The organism is Chryseobacterium sp. C2(2020) (genome assembly GCF_014218915.1).
GTDB classification, from domain to species: Bacteria; Bacteroidota; Bacteroidia; order Flavobacteriales; family Weeksellaceae; genus Chryseobacterium; species Chryseobacterium mucoviscidosis.
Genome location: NZ_JACLCT010000044.1, coordinates 1 through 18,374 on the forward strand (window position 1 = coordinate 1; position 18,374 = coordinate 18,374).

General features: G+C 35.5%; 23 protein-coding genes. 10 read left to right on the top strand and 13 right to left on the bottom strand.

Annotated features, from left to right (window positions below; genetic code table 11):
- Positions 1 to 47: 47 nt before the first annotated feature.
- The 5 genes from H6W52_RS18370 to H6W52_RS18390 form a co-directional block, all read right to left on the bottom strand.
- The gene (locus H6W52_RS18370; RefSeq protein WP_116100177.1) at positions 48 to 374 is read right to left on the bottom strand and encodes a hypothetical protein; all 327 of its coding nucleotides are present in this window, start codon (positions 372 to 374) and stop codon (positions 48 to 50) included.
- A gap of 12 nt (positions 375 to 386) precedes the next feature.
- On the bottom strand, positions 387 to 956 hold the full coding sequence (locus tag H6W52_RS18375; RefSeq protein WP_116100176.1) for a hypothetical protein: 570 nt from the start codon (positions 954 to 956) through the stop codon (positions 387 to 389).
- A 624-nt stretch (positions 957 to 1,580) separates the two neighbouring features.
- Positions 1,581 to 2,051: a hypothetical protein gene (locus H6W52_RS18380; protein WP_185216885.1), complete on the bottom strand. Its 471-nt coding sequence runs from the start codon at positions 2,049 to 2,051 to the stop codon at positions 1,581 to 1,583.
- Positions 2,048 to 2,242: a hypothetical protein gene (locus tag H6W52_RS18385; protein ID WP_116099073.1), complete on the bottom strand. Its 195-nt coding sequence runs from the start codon at positions 2,240 to 2,242 to the stop codon at positions 2,048 to 2,050. The genes H6W52_RS18380 and H6W52_RS18385 overlap by 4 nt, the downstream gene beginning before the upstream one ends.
- Before the next feature lie 21 nt (positions 2,243 to 2,263).
- Positions 2,264 to 2,764 (bottom strand): hypothetical protein, encoded by a 501-nt coding sequence (locus tag H6W52_RS18390; RefSeq protein WP_123891995.1) that lies wholly within the window; start codon positions 2,762 to 2,764, stop codon positions 2,264 to 2,266.
- Positions 2,765 to 3,011: 247 nt separating this feature from the next.
- Between H6W52_RS18390 and H6W52_RS18395 the strand changes: the two genes are divergently transcribed.
- Both H6W52_RS18395 and H6W52_RS18400 read left to right on the top strand, forming a co-directional pair.
- Positions 3,012 to 3,983 carry an ion channel gene (locus H6W52_RS18395; RefSeq protein ID WP_116099071.1) on the top strand — a complete coding sequence of 324 codons (972 nt, stop codon included), beginning with the start codon at positions 3,012 to 3,014 and terminating at the stop codon, positions 3,981 to 3,983.
- Positions 3,984 to 4,472 carry a YkgJ family cysteine cluster protein gene (locus tag H6W52_RS18400; protein ID WP_116099070.1) on the top strand — a complete coding sequence of 163 codons (489 nt, stop codon included), beginning with the start codon at positions 3,984 to 3,986 and terminating at the stop codon, positions 4,470 to 4,472.
- A gap of 230 nt (positions 4,473 to 4,702) precedes the next feature.
- Here H6W52_RS18400 and H6W52_RS18405 read toward each other — a convergent pair whose 3' ends face one another.
- From H6W52_RS18405 to H6W52_RS18425, 5 genes are all read right to left on the bottom strand, one after another.
- Positions 4,703 to 4,876 carry a hypothetical protein gene (locus H6W52_RS18405; protein WP_157967263.1) on the bottom strand — a complete coding sequence of 58 codons (174 nt, stop codon included), beginning with the start codon at positions 4,874 to 4,876 and terminating at the stop codon, positions 4,703 to 4,705.
- 264 nt (positions 4,877 to 5,140) lie between these two features.
- The gene (locus tag H6W52_RS18410) at positions 5,141 to 5,512 is read right to left on the bottom strand and encodes an iron chaperone (protein WP_116099068.1); all 372 of its coding nucleotides are present in this window, start codon (positions 5,510 to 5,512) and stop codon (positions 5,141 to 5,143) included.
- A gap of 358 nt (positions 5,513 to 5,870) precedes the next feature.
- Positions 5,871 to 7,229 carry an NADP-specific glutamate dehydrogenase gene (gdhA, locus tag H6W52_RS18415; RefSeq protein WP_116099067.1) on the bottom strand — a complete coding sequence of 453 codons (1,359 nt, stop codon included), beginning with the start codon at positions 7,227 to 7,229 and terminating at the stop codon, positions 5,871 to 5,873.
- Positions 7,230 to 7,419: 190 nt separating this feature from the next.
- Entirely contained in the window at positions 7,420 to 8,529 is a 1,110-nt protein-coding gene (dprA, locus tag H6W52_RS18420; protein WP_116099066.1) for a DNA-processing protein DprA, read from the bottom strand.
- Positions 8,530 to 8,565: 36 nt separating this feature from the next.
- Complete coding sequence (locus H6W52_RS18425; protein ID WP_116099065.1) at positions 8,566 to 9,336, bottom strand: rhomboid family intramembrane serine protease; 771 nt, start codon at positions 9,334 to 9,336, stop codon at positions 8,566 to 8,568.
- A gap of 270 nt (positions 9,337 to 9,606) precedes the next feature.
- Here H6W52_RS18425 and H6W52_RS18430 point away from each other — a divergent pair, with 270 nt between their 5' ends.
- From H6W52_RS18430 to H6W52_RS18460, 7 genes are all read left to right on the top strand, one after another.
- Entirely contained in the window at positions 9,607 to 10,536 is a 930-nt protein-coding gene (locus tag H6W52_RS18430; RefSeq protein ID WP_116099063.1) for a DUF3078 domain-containing protein, read from the top strand.
- 245 nt (positions 10,537 to 10,781) lie between these two features.
- Positions 10,782 to 11,291, top strand: coding sequence for a hypothetical protein (locus tag H6W52_RS18435; protein ID WP_185216887.1), 510 nt, complete (start codon positions 10,782 to 10,784; stop codon positions 11,289 to 11,291).
- Positions 11,288 to 11,635, top strand: a complete 348-nt coding sequence (locus tag H6W52_RS18440; RefSeq protein WP_116099061.1) for a tRNA-binding protein — start codon at positions 11,288 to 11,290, stop codon at positions 11,633 to 11,635. The genes H6W52_RS18435 and H6W52_RS18440 overlap by 4 nt, the downstream gene beginning before the upstream one ends.
- A 91-nt stretch (positions 11,636 to 11,726) precedes the next feature.
- Entirely contained in the window at positions 11,727 to 12,431 is a 705-nt protein-coding gene (locus H6W52_RS18445) for a 3'-5' exonuclease (protein WP_116099060.1), read from the top strand.
- Between the two features lie 3 nt (positions 12,432 to 12,434).
- Positions 12,435 to 12,761 (top strand): SUF system Fe-S cluster assembly protein, encoded by a 327-nt coding sequence (locus tag H6W52_RS18450; protein WP_076394014.1) that lies wholly within the window; start codon positions 12,435 to 12,437, stop codon positions 12,759 to 12,761.
- A 159-nt stretch (positions 12,762 to 12,920) separates the two neighbouring features.
- Positions 12,921 to 13,310: a hypothetical protein gene (locus H6W52_RS18455; RefSeq protein ID WP_116099059.1), complete on the top strand. Its 390-nt coding sequence runs from the start codon at positions 12,921 to 12,923 to the stop codon at positions 13,308 to 13,310.
- A 12-nt stretch (positions 13,311 to 13,322) separates the two neighbouring features.
- Positions 13,323 to 14,627 carry a C2 family cysteine protease gene (locus H6W52_RS18460; RefSeq protein WP_116099058.1) on the top strand — a complete coding sequence of 435 codons (1,305 nt, stop codon included), beginning with the start codon at positions 13,323 to 13,325 and terminating at the stop codon, positions 14,625 to 14,627.
- A gap of 71 nt (positions 14,628 to 14,698) precedes the next feature.
- On the opposite strand, the gene H6W52_RS18465 is transcribed toward H6W52_RS18460, so the two are convergent.
- From H6W52_RS18465 to H6W52_RS18475, 3 genes are all read right to left on the bottom strand, one after another.
- Positions 14,699 to 15,535, bottom strand: a complete 837-nt coding sequence (locus H6W52_RS18465) for a sulfurtransferase (RefSeq protein ID WP_116099057.1) — start codon at positions 15,533 to 15,535, stop codon at positions 14,699 to 14,701.
- Between the two features lie 78 nt (positions 15,536 to 15,613).
- Positions 15,614 to 16,015, bottom strand: a complete 402-nt coding sequence (locus tag H6W52_RS18470; RefSeq protein WP_076394022.1) for an OsmC family protein — start codon at positions 16,013 to 16,015, stop codon at positions 15,614 to 15,616.
- A gap of 28 nt (positions 16,016 to 16,043) precedes the next feature.
- A complete protein-coding gene (locus H6W52_RS18475; protein ID WP_116099056.1) occupies positions 16,044 to 16,892 on the bottom strand; it encodes a hydroxymethylglutaryl-CoA lyase in 849 nt (282 codons plus the stop codon).
- A gap of 190 nt (positions 16,893 to 17,082) precedes the next feature.
- On the opposite strand from H6W52_RS18475, the gene pepT reads away from it, so the two are divergent.
- Complete coding sequence (gene pepT / locus H6W52_RS18480; protein WP_116099055.1) at positions 17,083 to 18,330, top strand: peptidase T; 1,248 nt, start codon at positions 17,083 to 17,085, stop codon at positions 18,328 to 18,330.
- Positions 18,331 to 18,374: the final 44 nt, after the last annotated feature.

An 18,374-nucleotide genomic window follows, 5' to 3' on the forward strand; every position in this document is an offset into this window, starting at 1 on the left:
TTTTCTCTCTCGTTTCATAGGTTAAAATTAAGGTTTTATGCTTAACTTTAACTGGACGCTAAATTAGTACATCCACCTGTTCCATATTCAATTGCATAATCCCTTTTGGGATCATGGTTATCTATAAAGCCAATAATGTCTATTTCATCTGCATTTAATGTTTTTCCGCCATCATAAGTCAAAAAGGACACATTAACACCATCTTCGGGTACATTGTACAAATCTATTTCACAGAGTGGAAACTTAAGACTAATATGGTATTCATTATATTTTTCTACACTATAAGTGACGGGCCAAGTAAATTCTGCCATTACTTCTTTTACCATTTTTACCGTCATATAACTTTCGGCGATAAAATATTCGTCTGTAATCATTGTATTATTTTTTTATTTTTTTAGATTCAATAAATCTTTAGTTCTAAGAATTAAAAATACAAGCAATAATAAGGTATTAAAAATATATAAGTAATTCTCATAGCTGTTATATTTCTGGTTGTAGTAAAACAGTTCAGAAATATTATATACTAAGTTTAAATAAATCAAAAAATAAAAAAGAATGCTTAAATAAATATATTTTTTTAAACTACTTCTAAAAAATAGAAAATAAAGAAGTAAAAAACTATTTAAAGGTAATGCTAAAATCCCCCAAGAAGAGTTAATATCATTCCAATGAAATATATTTATACCAAAAATTAGCAAAAGTGTCCAAAAGTCAATCTCTTGTTCTACATGCTGATTTTTTCTTTGCACCAAGAAAAAAATAATATAAATAATGGCCAGGATTATTGTATGGATTTTAATCCATCTTTTTACCACCTCATAACATTCTGTAAATCCATCGCCACAATATAATCCGTAATCTATAATGTCACTTGAATAAAAGTAAATATATCCGAAATAAGCAGTAAAGCCTGCTGACAAGATCAATAAAATAAATAAAAACTGTTTTTTTCTCATTTGTTTTTAGAAAATAGCAAAGCAATATTAGCTACTTCTGTTTTATTTTTGAGGGATCCTGTAATTTCGGCTTGAATTGAGCATTAGTTCGTCAGTAATACAATGACTTTTCAGAAATCAGAACATTTGATAATTGGTGGTCAATTCAAACCGAAACAAGGTTGGTCTGTGCTACTGATTTTTGCAATTTAAACCTTTTTACTGTTAATTAATATTTTACAATAATTGTAAATGTAAATTGGGAAAAAAGAAAAAACAAAGAATATAAAACTGTTTTTTCATAAATTTTGGCAAACTCGAAAAAGAAAAAAACGTAAATTAAATAAAAAATGTAGATTCCAATTGGAATCAAAACACTAATGATTTTAGATTTCTTCCAGTATAGAGAGATTGTTGAAATTGTGTATAGTATGAAAAATAAAATTAAATATATAAATAATCACACTTCCATGACCATTCGAATGTCGAATTTGAGTTTCAAAGTAACTTATAGATGAAAAGAGAATTACAATTCCTACTAAAAATCTAATATTACATTGATCAATAAATAAGTATTTGTATCCAACAATAAAGCATAATAATAAAATTAAAATAATTGGCTTTGAAAAATGTAACATCATGAATTTATTTTATAATTGTTATTTGAAAAGCCTCTGTCCTGAAAAAACCATTTTTATTAATAAGTAATATATTTGGATTAAAAATCTCTGTAACAATTATGTTTTTTTCCAAAATATTTTGTTCTTTTAAATATGATTTTGTATCTCGCACAATATCTTTAGCCACTTGTAAATAATCTGTCTTCACACTATCAACACTTGCAGCAGCTCTATCCCCTGAAGCATAATAAACAGGAACAAAAAACTGATTAAATCCTAAACGTTTTGCTATTTCAAAATCAATAATTCCTTTCAGAGAGCAAGACATCTTCTTCACAAAATTAACCATTCTTTCAAATAAAGCAAACTCTTTTTTAAAACCTCCTATATCTAATCCAAATTTGAAGCTTATTAAATATGCTAAATTTTCAACATATGCCAAATACCATTTTGGTCTGATATAAATATAATCCAGTGTAGAAGCATCTGGTGTCATTGCATGTTCAGTGGTGATACCAAAAAAAAACCAATAAACCCATTTACATCACCATACATTTTAAATGTATCACTTGGATGTATTTTATTATTCAAGTAAACTTCATCTAAATATTCTTTAAATGTTTTACCATCTAAATATTTTTTTTGTAAGTCTTCCGAAGTTAAAAATTTGAAACCTCCTTCCTTCACAACTTCATTAATTTTATAAGCCTATGATTCTGTATGCTCATTTAAATCCACCTTTTTAACACTCTCCCAGTCTTCAGTATTATTAAGCTCAGTATGAGCATACGTATCTCCAAAACGGTGCAGTAACCTCCCTAATTCATTTATGTCAGAAACTTCAGTATATAAAAACAATAACGCTGTAATTAATTCATCTGAGCCATGAAAGCCATTGGTTAAAGAATGTGTATTTAATTGATGAAATCTGTTAGCCCAAGTATCATTTAATTCATACTTCTTTGCACTATGCATTGTGGTATCCGGAGCTTCCGTTGCTGTTGCTAATTGTTGTGCTAGTTTAGAATCCATCCCTAACATCAGACAAACTAAATACACAGTACTATAATGTCCATCTGTTTCGTACTTTAGATAAGCTTCATACTTTCTACGCATCTCAACAATTTTATCAGCTGCAGGAATAATTGTTTGGGGAAGCTTCAAAGCTGTAACCTTTATTTTATTTGCATAAGGATCATTTTTAGGCAATCTCAATGCTGTTACTTTATTTTTTAGCTTTTTTTAGAAGAAAATTAATGTATTCCGTGAACTGCTTTCTGGTGTTAAAATTCATTTGAAATTTTCATATTTTAGCTAAAAATTTTCATCCATCCTTTTACAAAATTCATCACAACATTATTTTATCTTTGTATGTTGATTTTGATTCGAATTGATAAATCAGTTTATTTTTCAGGTTTAGAATCAACAGAAAAAGTAAAAACAAAATGATATAAAAATGGCACGGGGATTCAGAAAAAAAATTCAGCAGAAAAACACCGAAAACAGTGGTTTTGGCAGCAATGTTTCGGGAAGGTTTATCAACAAAGATGGTCTTCCGAACGTCAACAGAAAAGGGGTGAATATTTTCAACAGATACAGTTGGTACCACACGATGTTGGAACTGTCCAGTTTTCAGTTCATTTCCTATCTTGTTATTGCTTATATTCTGGTTAATTTATTTTTTGCTTTAATCTATTATCTTATCGGAGTAGAACATTTAACAGGAATTGATAAAAGCAATCCTGTGAATGAATTTATTGATGTTTTTTTCTTCAGTTCCCAAACTTTTACAACAGTAGGATACGGAAGAATTGCTCCTGTAGGTTTTACAGCCAGTCTTGTCGCTACCTTTGAAGCTTTTCTGGGATTGCTTACCTTTGCCATTGCAACGGGACTTTTCTACGGGAGGTTCTCAAGACCGAGAGCATATCTGAAATTTTCTGAAATTGCCGTTATCGCACCATTTAAAGAAACTTCAGCTTTGATGTTCAGACTGGCACCTTATAAAAATAATGCGCTAACAGACGCCGAAGTTGTTATTACCACGGCTATTGAAGTGGTAGAAAACGGTACACCGAGAAGTAATTTTTATCAGTTGAAAACGCAGTTCAGCAAAATCAATACATTGGCTCTGAACTGGACAATTGTTCATGAAATTGATGAAGAATCCCCTTTTTATGGATTTTCAGAAGAGGATTTTAAAAATACAGGAATTGAAATTATTGTGCATATCCGTGCTTTTGATGAGGTTTTTTCCAATACGGTGGTTCAGAGAACTTCTTATATAACCAAAGAAATCGTGTACGGTGCAAAATTTTCCCCGATGTATTATCCTGATAAAGATAATCTTTCCACGGTGCTGAATCTGGATAAAATAAGTGATTATCAAAAAGCAGAACTTCCGGTATTCATGGAAGAAGAAGAATAAATGGATTTAGAATTTTATAAAAAACAGGCTTTACAAAAGCAGAAAGAGCATAAAAAATTTCTCGACGGACTGAAAAAGAAACCGCCAAAAAATCTGGATTATATCGTTCAGGAAACTCATGAAGAGGTTTTTGAAAAAATAGACTGTCTGCAATGCGCCAACTGCTGCAAAACTACAGGACCGCTTTATACCGAAAAGGATATTGAAAGAATTTCTAAGCATCTTCGCATGAAACCTGCCGATTTTGAAGCAAAATTCCTGCGTGTAGATGAAGATAATGATAAAGTTCTTCAGAATTTGCCGTGCTTTTTTTTAAATGAAGACAATACCTGCTCCATCTATGAGGTTCGTCCGAAAGCGTGCAGAGAATATCCTCATACCGACAGAAAAAAGATCTACCAGATCAATAATTTAATGATTAAAAATACTGTTATTTGTCCTGCTGCGTACGAATTTGTAGAGCGAATTATGAAAAATTTAGGAAAATAATATACAATTCAAAATCCGTCTTAAATAATTATAAAGTCCGTTAAATAAAGACTTCACACATAATATTAGATAAAACAGCTGCGTTTAAGTTAAACAACCATTTAAATATTAATATTATGAAAAAGTTAGTTTTAACAGCAGCGTTTACATTAGTCGGAGTAATCGCAGTATCGGCTCAGACGGTAACATCAACAAAATTCGTCCACAAATTCTAATAATCCATCGACCACTCAGACCCAACAGAATTCACAGGCAACCACCAACTGGGAGACAACTTCCGGAACGTCAAGCCAAAACCAAAATACAGGCACCACTGCCACTGTTGAAGCAACAACACCCGCCACAACAGCATCCGCAGAAACCACTGTAAATGCCAATACAGAACCTGTAACAGACACCACCAAATCCACAGACGATATAAAAGAAGAAAAGAAATCCAAGAAGAAAAAGTCGAAGTAAGTATTTAAATTTTTAAGAAGTAGAAAGAAGATCCTGAAATGTAATGTTTCAGGATTTTTTTATTTAAATATCAAACAGTATAATTTATCTTAAATAATTATAAATCAAGTTAAAAGAAGTAGAGATCATGAATTTTGTACGAAAGTTGTATTTAACATGATATCAAATTTTGAATGAATAATAGATATGCAAATAAAGAGAATCCTGAATCATTTTTCAGGATTTTTTTGATTTATTTCCTCAAGTCTGAACTGAACAATTTTCTTTATTAATTCTTCAGGAAGACCCTCATTTACAGGAAACTGTACGGCTCCTTTTGAAAATTTATAATTGCTTTTTTTAAATTCAGCCTTAAATTCTTTTATTCCTTCTGCTCCGGGATAAAATCCGATATGTTTTTTATACCCTGCAAAATACACCAAGGGTTTATTTTTGTATCTGAAAGCGGGCATCTGATAGCCAATATACTCTTCAATTTCAGAATTTTGCAAAAGAATCAGCTTTCTGAGACTTTCTAATTTATCCTTGATTTCAGGTGACAAAGCAATATATTCATCAATATTTTCAAATATATTTTTCATGAATTAAATGTAATGATTTTTCACTTTTTGGCAGTTCTTATTGTCATTCAGAACGAAGTGTAGCAAAGTGAAGAATCTGTCTTTGGTTGAGACGTTATAGATTTTCCTATGTCGAAATGACATGAAGATGTTAATTTCATCTGAATTAAAATGATTATCATTAGCTTAATGAAATGCCTTTACGATCGAAAAATATTCACATCATTCGAAAACAAGACCTTTCGAACGTAGCGTTAAAAATAAAAAAAAGCGCTGAATAATCAACGCTTTCTCCTTTCACTTTTTACTTTTTTCCCATTTATAATCCCGGGAACAGGTTATATGAAAAAAGGTCGGGAATTTTCCCAACCTTTGTATTTTATACTACTCCCTGAGCTAACATTGCTTCAGCAACTTTCACGAATCCGGCGATATTGGCACCTTTTACGTAGTTTACATAACCGTCTTCTTCTTTTCCGTAGTCTCTGCACGCTTTGTGAATTCCGATCATGATCTCTTTCAGCCTTGCATCAACTTCTTCAGAAGTCCAATTCAGACGGATTGAGTTTTGCGTCATTTCAAGACCTGAAGTCGCAACACCACCCGCGTTTGAAGCTTTCCCCGGAGAGAACAATACTTTATTGTCTAAGAAATAGTTGATCGCATCAAGTGTAGAAGGCATGTTTGCTGCTTCTGTTACACAAACGCATCCGTTTTCCACCAACAATTTAGCATCTTCCAAGTCTAATTCGTTTTGGGTTGCAGAAGGGATCGCAACATCACACTTTACTTCCCAAGGACGTTTTCCTGCGAAGAATTCTGCAGAAGGATATTTCTTCACATAATCTTCCGCTCTGTTGTTTCCGGAAGATCTTAATTCCAACAGATAATCGATCTTATCTCCGTCGATTCCGTCTTTATCATACACATAACCGTCCGGTCCGGAAATCGTTACTACTTTTCCTCCCAGTTCGTTTACTTTTTTAATAACTCCCCAAGCTACGTTTCCGAAACCTGAAACCGTTACCGTTTTATCTTTGAAAGTCTGTCCGATCGTTTTAAGCATCTGCTCTGCGAAGTAAACAACACCGTATCCTGTAGCTTCAGGACGGATTAATGAACCTCCGTACGCAAGACCTTTTCCTGTAAGAACTCCCGTAAACTCGTTTCTGATTTTTTTGTATTGTCCGAATAAATATCCGATCTCTCTTGCTCCTACTCCGATGTCTCCCGCAGGAACGTCTGTTTCAGGACCAATGTGTTTGCAAAGCTCCGTCATGAAAGCCTGGCAAAAACGCATTACTTCCATATCAGATTTTCCTTGAGGATCGAAATCCGAACCTCCTTTTCCTCCTCCCATCGGAAGCGTTGTTAAAGAGTTTTTAAACACCTGTTCGAACGCTAAGAATTTAAGAACAGAAAGGTTTACGGTAGGATGGAAGCGGATTCCTCCTTTGTAAGGTCCGATCGCAGAGTTCATCTGGATTCTGAAACCTCTGTTTACCTGGATCTCTCCTTTATCGTCAACCCATGGAACTCTGAAGATGATAATTCTTTCAGCTTCCGCCATTCTTTCTAGAAGCTTCATTCCCGTATATTCCTTTTTCGTTAAGATAAACGGAATTACAGTTACCGCAACTTCTTTTACTGCTTGTAAAAATTCTGGCTCATTAGGGTTTTTTGCCTCAATTTTAGCTATAAATTCTTGGATTTTCTGGTCAATATTATATTGTTCCATATATTAGGGTTGAATATTATTGCCAACAAATTTAATTTTTTTTTCAAGATTCACAACACCCTAAATAACAATTGTTGAAAATTTAATAATATAATGACTTAATATTATTAAATCAGCAATTCAATCATTAATTTTATTAAAAATTAAATGTTATGTTTAAAATAATGCAATATTAAGAAATCGTTAATTGTTATATTGCTAAAAATTGTCTCCCTGAAAATGATTTTACTCTTCCTAAAAGCTCCAATTCTAAAATTACAGGCAAAATTTTGTGTGAAGAAAGGTCTGTTTTATCAGCAAGATCGTCCAAAGAAATTTGTGGATTTTCGACAATAATTTTAAATATTTTACTCTGATTTTCAGTTAATTGAACAACAACTTCACTGCATGGAAATAATTCTTCAGTTCTGCTCTCCGGATGATTAAATCCTAAATTTTCAACAAGATCTTTTATCGTGGAAATTGCCGAAGCTTTGTTCTGAAAAATCAGATGATTACAGCCCTGACTCTGTTTATCTGTAATCTTTCCGGGAAGCGCAAATACTTCGCGGTTGTACTGATTGGCAAACGTTGCGGTGCTGATTGAACCGCCTCCAAAAGCTGTTTCCACCACAACTGTCGCAGGAGAAATTCCAGCAACAATTCTGTTTCTCTGAATAAAATTCTCGCGGTCCGGCTTTTTAGATGAATTGAATTCTGTAAATAAAACTCCTCCTTCTTCAAGAATTTTTTCCGATAATTTTTTATTTTTTGAAGGATACAATGTGTGGAAACCATGTGCTAAAACCGCAACCGTAGAAACCTGATGAAGAATAGACTGCTCATGAACTTCTTTATCAACGCCTAAAGCCAGACCGCTCACCGAAATAAAATTACCGGAAGACGTTTCCTTAAAAAACTCTTCAATAAACTGCTTTCCGTAGGAAGTCATATTTCTTGTTCCTACCATGCTTATTATTGGTTTAGCACCGTCAAAATGTCCTTTTTGGTAAAGAACAGCAGGTGCGTCGTCGCACTCGTGCAGAAGTTTGGGAAGATCATGGAGATGTCTTAGATTAATTTTGATCTGATTAGTCTCACAAAACTTCAGTTCGTTTTCAGCAAACTTCAAATGAGCAGGATTTCCGATGTCCGAAATTATTTTAGATCCGAATCCGTCGAGCTTTTTGTATTCTTTTTTGGTATTTTCCCAGGCATTTTTGGCACTTCCGAAAATACGGACAAGCTTATAAAAATTAATATCTCCGATTAAATTACACTCGCGCAGAGCAATGGAATAAAGATGTTCTTCAGAATACATTTGTGTTGTTTTCACAAATGTAGAAATTTTTTAAAATTATTTCCCTCTCAGTTCATCCAGTCTTTCCCAGATATCGTCTTTCTTTTTGTAAGGCAGCTCCATAAAATCTTCGGGATGATTTTCTTTATATTGCTGCCAGAGTTTATCATCTTTTTCGCTGTAATAATTTGGAAATTCCCAGATGAACTTCTTCTTTTTATCGCCTACTTTCTTAAATAAAAGAGCCAGAATTACGCCTACAATTCCACCTGCAAGATGCGCCTGCCATGAAATTTTGCTGGGTTCCTGAAGATTGGAAAACAGTTCTTCGGGAAGCATTCCCCAGATCAGACTTCCATAATACAAAACGACCAACAGAGAAATCGTAAGCAATTTCATATTCCATTTAAAAACTCCGCTGAAAAAAAGGAAAAATGCAAGAACATAAACTACTCCACTCGCTCCGATGGTACAGGTATAAAGATAATCTCCCGTCATGATATCAATAGGCGGAAGAAGCCAAACCAAAAATCCTGTAGCAAGCCAGCCCGTGATAAACACTTTATTGGCAACTAAAGGATAAAACTGGTACAGCAAAAACATAAGCACCGCGATCGGGATAGAATTTCCCACAATATGTTCGAGATTACCGTGTAAAAGAGGTGACGTTATAATTCCCAGCAAGCCTTCCGGCAACAATGGAATGATCGCCCCGAAACAGCTCTGAAAAAAGCCCTGCATCTGTAAAAAGAAACCCAGCCACATTGCTGCAAGCATAAGCAAAGGATAAAGCAGCGCTTTTTTGGAAATTATATTGTTTTTTAACATGAAGATTTTACGTCAAATGAAAAGCCAAGGATAAATTTCGGAAAAATTGGCGATGAAATCTCTCTTCAGAAATTTATTTCAGCCAAAAAGTAATGATTTTCACGGCTTTCGAAGGAATTCCTTTTAATTTTGTCATTGAAAACTTCAAAAAACGACTTCAAAAACCGGATAAAAGCCTGATCACATTCACTTCTTAAAGCTGGTTTTACATTCATAAAAATTATATTTAATATTTTTGTAAGGAATTTTGTATAATGAAATCCTGAACTCATGAAGAAGTTTTTATTCACACTCTCTCTTTCTCTGGGAATTTTTGCCAATGCACAGGTTGTTATTACAGACACCGCAGCCATTAAAGTAGATACCGTTAAACACTGGTCGGTTTTAGGAAAACAGTCGCTGATGATTAATCAGGCGGCATTTTCTAACTGGGTAGGTGGAGGAGCCAACAATGTGGGATGGCTTGCTGCACTGGATTATAACATCACGTATGAAAAAGATAAAGATCTTTGGGAAAACATCATTCTTTTGAATTACGGACAAAATGATACGAAAGGTGTTGGTGTAAGAAAAACTCAGGACGTTATTAATGTTTCCACAAATTACGGAAGGAAGTTTTCAAAAAGCTGGTATCTTTCTGTAGGAGCGGGTCTGATTTCTCAGTTTTCTGCGGGTTATGAGGACGGAAATAATCCTGAAGCAAAAAAAATATCTAATTTTATGGCTCCCGGTTATCTGAATGTCGGGATGGGGATTACGTACAGACCGAATGATAACGTAAATGTTACCCTTCGTCCGAGCAACGCGAGATGGGCTTTTGTGCTGGATAAAGATCTTCAGCTTGCAGGAAATTACGGTTTAAAAGCAGACGGAGATTCCTCGATTTTACAATATGGTTTTCTGGGAACGGCTTATTATAAATTCAATTTGATGGAGAACGTTAATATTACCAATACAGCATCTGTTTTCTCCAATTATCTGGATCATCCGGAAAGATTGGTTCTTGCGTATGGAATGATCTTGAATTTAAAGGTTAATAAATTCATATCGTCTAATATAACAGTGGATGTAATGTACGACCACAATCAGGTTCAGAAAACACAGCTTAAACAGACGTTGGGAGTTGGTTTTGCCTATACTTTAGACAACGGCGTGAAACGTTCCGACAGAAAGGACAGCCAATGGTGGATTAAAAAATAAAATCATCAATGATCATATTTTCCCTCAACAGATTTATTGAGGGATTTTTTTTGAATATCCTCTAATTTTACTGAGTTCAATGTAAAGATTCTGAATCAAAATTGGCTAAAGCCATTCCTATTGATGTTTTGTATTGTTTTATATTGAACCCACGTTACTATTTTCGTCTTCATTTGATATTTTCCTTAGCAAAAAACCTTGATAATCTTTCGATTTTAATACATTTGTTAAAACATATTTAAAAGATGAATTTCGAACAGGTTGCTTTACATTTAGAAGCTTACAGGGAACACGACCAGATTATTGATGCAGCAGAATACATTATCCGCTCCTTCAATCTCGAACACGACAATTTCGAAGGATTTGGTCTTCGCGATGAGGTTTTCCCGAATTCTCTTGTCTTAACAGCAGAAGGTGTTTTAGGAAGCCCGCAAAAAGTAATGATTCCTAAAAATTTATTCGATTTTGATCTGAATCTGGTTTTAAATTTAATCGCCCACGAAATGCTGCATGTACGGCAGAAAGCTCCGGGACACGTTATTGAAGATAAAAGCGAAAGAGAATTTCAGGCGTATTACGAAATGCTTTTTCATAAGGTTTTTCCTCAGATTCCTGAAGTATCCAATTTTTATAAAAAAGATTTTGCTCATAAAGCACTCGAATACTACAAAAGAATGGGCGAAGGTTCTGAACTGCAGAAAAAGTATGCTGAACAGAAAATTGAAGTAGAACAATTAATCAACACATTATCATAATGATGAAACCTGAAATCTCATGGGAGGATTTTGAAAAAATAGACATTCGCTGCGGAACCATTGTTTCTGTAAATGATTTTGAGAAAGCAAGAAATCCATCTTATCAGCTCGAAATAGATTTTGGAGATTTAGGCATTAAAAAATCTTCCGCTCAGATCACTTCGTTGTATCAGAAAGAAGAATTAATTGGTCAGCAGATTTTGGCTGTCGTTAATTTTCCTAAAAAACAGATCGCCAATTTTTTCAGCGAATGTCTGGTTTTGGGCGTTTATGGTGAAAATAAAAAAGATGTTACCCTTTTAACTCCATCATTGCCGGCAAAGAACGGAATGCAGGTAGGATAAGTTTTCAAAAACATCTGTGAATATAGAAAAACCTCACAGGTTTTTGAAACCTGTGAGGTTTAGTTTCAAACAAATTACGAAGAAGTAAAAAATGATACAAAATATTCCTTTAGAAAGAGTTTTATTTCTTGATATCGAGACGGTTCCGGGATTCGGATTGTGGGAAGAATTATCGGAAGCCGAACAGATGCTTTGGGATAAAAAAACGAGATTCCAGAGAAAAGATGAGGTTTCTCCTGAAGAATTTTATGTGGAAAGAGCCGGAATTATGGCAGAATTCGGGAAAATTATCTGCATAACCATCGGAATGATCGAAAAGAATGATACGCTGAAGATCAAAAGTTTTGCGGGTGACGATGAAAAGAAGTTGCTTCTGGAATTTGGTGAAATTTTTAACAGTCCGAGACTTCGCGATGTCATTTTATGTGCACATAACGGAAAGGAATTCGATTTTCCGTGGATTGCCAGAAGATATTTAATTAATGGAATGATGCCTCCTACTCCATTTCAGATGTTCGGAAAAAAGCCTTGGGAAATTCCGCATATCGACACCATGGAACTTTGGAAATTCGGGGATTACAAAAGTTTTGTATCGTTGGAATTGCTGGCTCATGTTTTCGGAATACCGACTCCAAAAGACGATATCGACGGCTCAATGGTTTCATCAATCTACTACATAGAAAAAGACTTGCAAAGAATAGTTGACTATTGTGAAAAAGATGTCTTAACTTTGGCGAATGTTTTCCGGCGTATGCGTCAGGAAGATTTGTTGAAAAGGTACATCAATTTAGATTAAAAAATGAAATTTACAGACGATCAGATTGCTGACATCGGTGAGGAAATCATCGGTGTTTTAAAAACCGTGTATGACCCTGAGATTCCGGTAGACATCTACGAATTGGGGTTAATTTATGATGTTCAGATCTCCGATGAAGCGGACGTAAAAATTATCATGACGTTAACGACGCCCAACTGTCCGGTTGCAGAAACGCTTCCGCAGGAGGTAAAAGATAAAGTTGGTGAAGTGGAAAATGTAAAAAGCGTAGACTTAGAACTTACTTTCGAACCTAGCTGGAATAAAGATATGATGAGCGAAGAAGCTAAATTTGAGCTTGGAATGCTTTAAAATTTTATTTCTTTAAGCAATTTTCCATTAAAAAATAATGAGCTGTTTCATTTTGAAGCAGCTTTTTTTATTTTCCGTTTTTTCCCCATATACATTTCGTATAAACCCTAACATTCAGATTATTAAGTTGATATAATTTTGGTTTCAGAAATCAACAGTATGAAAGCCAATACCCTCATCGTATCATTCAATAACGGAAGTGTTCCGCCACAGTATGCTTACCGATATCAGATTGTCTTTTCAGAACAGGACGGAAATGCAGATCTTAAACTCTTCAGAGGATATGACGCGGATGAAAAAATGATTGTATCCGAACAAAGAAAATTCAATACAGAAATTTTTCTTCAGCTTCTTTCTTTAATCAGCAAAATAGAGGATTCTGTGAAAGATCCGGCAATGGTGGGAGGAAGCCAGAGAATGATTGAGGTGAATTCAAGAAAAATCATGATCGAACCCAATGATGATTTTGGAATTTCTCTGTTCAACCGGTTTTTATATCTGTATCATCCCGATTTCATTAACCAGATTAATTCTAACCTTAACCTTTAAAAACCAATTATCATGGACCAAGCACCTAAAGAACTGTTTGTAGGAGTTATTAATCCTTACGCACTTACAGAAGCCATCACAGGAAGAAAATTCGACTGGAAAGACGCAAAATCGTACCAGATTCTTGAAGAAACCCTGGAAACCAATTATGCAGAACTTTTCGACATCAAATTTAATTCTCCTCTTTATGCCGGACTTGAACTTAACAGCGACAACACGGTAAAAGCTTTAAAAACCGAAGATATTAAAGTAAGAGCAACAGATAAACTGGAAACCGTAAATCTCTCGACGATTAAAACCCTGAATGACTTATCCGGCACCGGAGTAAAAGATCTGAATAAGGTTGTCGTAAAAAATGCAAGACTGGATAAGGGTGAAGTAAAAGTTGTTTTAAACATTCCAAAACTGAACAACACTTTTAGCAATAAGCTGATCTCTCCGTCTATTAGAAATATCATTTTCGGAATGACGAATGCCAACGGATGGACTCCCGCCGGAACTTCATGGAGCGACAGAGGAAATTTCTTCAACGACGTTACGGAATACAATGACCCGATTCAGGGTGCAGTAGCCAACTGTTATTTTATTGCTGCTATTTCTGCTATTGCATGGGCAGATCCTTATACTATTCAGCATAAAGTGAGAGCCACCGGAACCGGAGAAACAGACCGTACCAACGCCATTCAGTTTTTCACGAAAGGCGGAGGAAAAGATGCGGCAACAAGACTTGTGGAAGTTACTGATAATACGATCATTAACTCTTCCAACAACAATCCTGTATATTGCCGAAGCAACGATGCTGGAGAAATCTGGCCGGCTGTTTATGAAAAAGCCTTTGCCAAATGGATCACGAATGTAAATGACGATAAACCGGATATTTCTAAAACGGCTTTCGGAGATCCTGCAAAAGCTGTTGCACAACTTACAAACAAAACACCGTATTATTATTACACTTCACCACGAACTGCGCTTGATCTTTTTGGCGTTGTAAGAGAAAACTCAATGAGCTGCAAGACCATTAATCCGATGGTTGCATGGACTTACGGATCAGGAAAAGATTATACCGGATCTAATATCGTTGGAAATCACGCTTATACGGTTTTAGGATGGTCTACTTTCAATGGAAAGAACTACATCATCCTGAGAAATCCGTGGGGAGTTACCGAACCGAATGGTTTGAATTCTTATCAGGGACTTATCAGCTTTTTCGACGGAAGTTTCTGGAGACCGATTAACATGATTGGAAACGACGGCGTTTTCGCACTGGAAATCAATGCCTTTAAAAATTATTTTGAAGCTTTGGCTGTCACCAAATAGAATGAAAAATTAACCTTTTTATTAACCAACCCTTCACTTCAGCTTTCACAGATTTCGGTCTGTGGAAGCTTTTATATTTCTGTGGCAATTTCTTTCCCTTCTCTTCTGCTCCATTCGCTCCATGATCCTACATACAGATTCGGGATTTTGAATCCTGCGTAATCCAAAGCCAGAATGGTATGACAGGCCGTTACTCCGGAACCACAATGAATGATCAGATTTTCGGGTTTTCCTTCAAGCAATTTTGAATATTTTTCTCTTAAAATTTCCGGTGAAAGGAAGTTTCCGTTTTCATCAAGATTTTCAGAAAAAGGAATATTGATCGCTCCGGGAATATGTCCTGCAACGAGATCAATCGGCTCAGACTCGCCTCTGTAACGGTATGAATCTCTTACATCTACAACCATTGACGATTGGTTCGTTAATTCATTTTCAACGGTTTCCAGATCTGAGACAGGAAGAGTCCAGTTTTCTTTCTGGATCAATCCAGCTTTTTCGAAAGATTCTTCACCGGAAGAAAATTCAACACCTTCTTTTTCTGCATTGTGAAAACCGCCATCCAAAACCTGAACGTTTTCAAAACCGAAAGCTTTCAGCATCCACCATGCTCTTGCCGCTGCGTTTGATCCGTTTTTATCATCGTAAATAACAAGATGGTTATTTTCTGAAATTCCAAGATTTGAAATTGTTTCTGCAAATTTTTTAATTTCCGGAAGCGGATGTCTTCCTCCAAAAGCAGCATTCTCCCCGATTTCAGCAAGGTCTTTATCCAGATCGATGAATCTCGCTCCTTTAATATGCTTATTCAGATAATTTTGATAAACGTCTTTTCCCACTCTTGCATCAAGAATGATAAGATTTTCTGTTGGAAGATTTTTAAGTTCTGAAGGTGAGATGATTGGTGACATTTTTTGCTTGGTTTAAATTAATATTATAGAAGTTTTCAACAAAAATAAAACCGCAGAAAATTTCTACGGCTTATTATTTTATTGATAAATGAAAATCATGGTCTGTACCAAATCCGGATGAAGGCTTTTCGCAACCGGACAATTATGCGCTGTTTCTTCTATAAAAGCTTTTTCTTTGTCGGAATAAGAATTCGGAAACACAAAATTGCAAACAATTTCGCCGATTCTTCTTGGTTCGCCTTTCATAATCTTTTGAAGATTACAATAAGCACCATCAATGTTAATCTTTTTTTCTTTGCCTAAAATCGCAATGGTTGTAAGTGCACATTCTGCCAGAGAAGTTGCACATAAATCTGTGGGAGAAAATTTTTCACCTTTTCCGTGATTATCTGTCGGCGCATCGCTTTCAATAAGAGTTCCGGATTGTAAATGCTCTGCTGAACATCTCAAATCTCCAATATATGTAATTTTTGAAGTCATACTAATTAATAATAAAAGAAAACTTGTCTCAAAAATGAAAAATATCTTTCGCTTTGTTGTAAGAACTTTCAAAGTTCAGCAGATTCAACTTATGATCTGCTTTTTCTACGCTCATAAAGTTGATCACCTGCTCTGTCGGCATATTTCCCACCAGATCATCTTTCGCCATCGGACAGCCTCCAATTCCTTTGATGGCACTGTCGAACCTTCTACAACCCTCATTGTAGGCTGCTTTCAGTTTAGAATAAGAATCTTCATAACGGTTATGGAAATGTGCTCCGAAATTTATTTCAGGATATTTTGAAGGAATTTTTCCGAACAAAAGAGAAATGGTTTCCGGCGTTGCCACTCCCGTTGTATCAGAAAGTAAGATCTCTTTAACGCCAATTTCAGAAAATCGTTGAGCCCAGAAATCTACCTCTTCCCACTTCCACATTTCGCCGTAAGGATTTCCAAAAGCCATTGAAAAATAAATATTTAGCTGCCTGTTTTCATTTTTTACCAGTTCCAGCATTTTAATAATCTCCTGAAAAGCTTCTTCCTGATTTTTATTCGTATTTCTGTGCTGGAAAGTTTCGGAAATGGAAAACGGAAAGCCGATAATGTCTACCGACTGATGTTTTAATGCTTTTTCAGCTCCTCTGTAATTGGCGACAATCGCGGAAACTTTGGTATTGGATCGGGATTTATCGATGTTTTCCGCCACCTCATCAGAATCTGCCATTTGCGGAATTGCTTTCGGAGAAACAAAACTCAGACAGTCCAGAACATCAAAACCCACATCCATAAGAGAATTGATGTAATCTATTTTTTTATCAGTCGGGATGAATTCTCCCCACCCCTGCATTGCATCACGCGGACATTCTGTAAGAAACATTTTTTACGTTTAGGTTTTCTCAAATATAATAAAACTAAACAAGTTTATCTAAGATTAAAACAAAGCAATCATTATTTTGATTTTCAGCATTTTATATCATATTAATAATCTCAACAGCTTCTATTCGGTCACAAATAAATTATTCTGAGCATCAAATTTGCTAACTTTACAGGAAATTTATACCAATATAATGAGCGCAATAGAATTCAGCCCTTTGTGGAAAGAAAAGCTACTGAACCGTTTTCTTAATTACGTAAAAATCTATTCAACCAGCGACGCAGAAAGCGAAATCACTCCATCTACAGAAAGACAGTGGAATATCGCCAACTACATCACGGAAGAACTGAAAACGATAGGTCTTGAAAATGTATCGATCGATGAAAATGGTTATATCATGGGATACGTTCCTTCTAATCTTGAGAATAATGACAAACCGACTATCGGATTTATTTCGCATTACGATACTTCACCGGATTTCAGCGGAGAGAATGTAAAACCGCAGGTTTGGGAAAATTATGACGGAGGAGATCTGGTTTTGAATCAGACAACAGGATTTACTTTATCGCCATCAAAATTTGAAAGTTTAAAAAAATATATCGGTCAGACCTTAATTACCACAGACGGAAATACCCTTCTTGGAGCCGATGATAAAGCAGGCTGTGCAGAAATTGTAACGGCTGCGGAATATTTAATGGCTCATCCGGAAATCAAGCACGGAAGAATCGCGGTTGGATTTACGCCTGATGAAGAAATCGGAAGAGGAGCACATAAATTTGATGTGGCAAAATTCGGGGCAGAATTTGCTTACACGATGGACGGCGGAGAAGTTGGCGAACTGGAATATGAAAACTTCAACGCGGCTGGAGCAGTGGTAAAAATCCACGGATTGAGCGTTCATCCGGGTTATGCGTACGGAAAAATGATTAACGCCGCTTTACTGGCTTCTGAATTTGCACAAATGCTTCCTGCCAATGAAACGCCTGCAACCACTAAAGGTTTTGACGGTTTTTATCATTTAATGGACTTAAATGCAGATATTTCTGAGGCTAAATTGCAATACATCATCCGTGATCATGATGCTGATAAATTTGAGGCAAGAAAGAAATTCATGGAAGAAAAAGTAGCTGAATTTAACGAAAAACACGGCGAAGGAACTGCCGAAATTGAAATTAAAGAGCAGTACAGAAACATGAAGCAGCAGTTTGAAGGAAAAATGCACATCGTAGATCTTGCCGCATCAGCGATGAAAGAAGCAGGAATCGAACCAAAGATTAAAGCAATCCGCGGAGGAACAGACGGAGCGCAGTTATCTTACATGGGACTTCCTTGTCCGAATATTTTTGCAGGAGGAATCAATTTCCACGGACCGTATGAATATGTGGCTCTGGAAAGCATGGAGAAAGCGATGGAAGTGATTCTGAATATTGCGAAGGCTTAAAAAATTCTAATTTATATAACTAATCCGGCTTTGTTAAGCCGGAT

Bases quoted from the DNA above. Each gene is read 5' to 3' on its own strand.
- H6W52_RS18370 (WP_116100177.1), bottom strand. From the start codon at position 374: ATGATTACAGACGAATATTTTATCGCCGAAAGTTATATGACGGTAAAA.
- H6W52_RS18375 (WP_116100176.1), bottom strand. From the start codon at position 956: ATGAGAAAAAAACAGTTTTTATTTATTTTATTGATCTTGTCAGCAGGC.
- H6W52_RS18380 (WP_185216885.1), bottom strand. From the start codon at position 2,051: ATGACACCAGATGCTTCTACACTGGATTATATTTATATCAGACCAAAA.
- H6W52_RS18395 (WP_116099071.1), top strand. From the start codon at position 3,012: ATGGCACGGGGATTCAGAAAAAAAATTCAGCAGAAAAACACCGAAAAC.
- H6W52_RS18400 (WP_116099070.1), top strand. From the start codon at position 3,984: ATGGATTTAGAATTTTATAAAAAACAGGCTTTACAAAAGCAGAAAGAG.
- H6W52_RS18410 (WP_116099068.1), bottom strand. From the start codon at position 5,512: ATGAAAAATATATTTGAAAATATTGATGAATATATTGCTTTGTCACCT.
- gdhA (WP_116099067.1), bottom strand. From the start codon at position 7,229: ATGGAACAATATAATATTGACCAGAAAATCCAAGAATTTATAGCTAAA.
- dprA (WP_116099066.1), bottom strand. From the start codon at position 8,529: ATGTATTCTGAAGAACATCTTTATTCCATTGCTCTGCGCGAGTGTAAT.
- H6W52_RS18425 (WP_116099065.1), bottom strand. From the start codon at position 9,336: ATGTTAAAAAACAATATAATTTCCAAAAAAGCGCTGCTTTATCCTTTG.
- H6W52_RS18430 (WP_116099063.1), top strand. From the start codon at position 9,607: ATGAAGAAGTTTTTATTCACACTCTCTCTTTCTCTGGGAATTTTTGCC.
- H6W52_RS18435 (WP_185216887.1), top strand. From the start codon at position 10,782: ATGAATTTCGAACAGGTTGCTTTACATTTAGAAGCTTACAGGGAACAC.
- H6W52_RS18445 (WP_116099060.1), top strand. From the start codon at position 11,727: ATGATACAAAATATTCCTTTAGAAAGAGTTTTATTTCTTGATATCGAG.
- H6W52_RS18450 (WP_076394014.1), top strand. From the start codon at position 12,435: ATGAAATTTACAGACGATCAGATTGCTGACATCGGTGAGGAAATCATC.
- H6W52_RS18455 (WP_116099059.1), top strand. From the start codon at position 12,921: ATGAAAGCCAATACCCTCATCGTATCATTCAATAACGGAAGTGTTCCG.
- H6W52_RS18460 (WP_116099058.1), top strand. From the start codon at position 13,323: ATGGACCAAGCACCTAAAGAACTGTTTGTAGGAGTTATTAATCCTTAC.
- H6W52_RS18465 (WP_116099057.1), bottom strand. From the start codon at position 15,535: ATGTCACCAATCATCTCACCTTCAGAACTTAAAAATCTTCCAACAGAA.
- H6W52_RS18470 (WP_076394022.1), bottom strand. From the start codon at position 16,015: ATGACTTCAAAAATTACATATATTGGAGATTTGAGATGTTCAGCAGAG.
- H6W52_RS18475 (WP_116099056.1), bottom strand. From the start codon at position 16,892: ATGTTTCTTACAGAATGTCCGCGTGATGCAATGCAGGGGTGGGGAGAA.
- pepT (WP_116099055.1), top strand. From the start codon at position 17,083: ATGAGCGCAATAGAATTCAGCCCTTTGTGGAAAGAAAAGCTACTGAAC.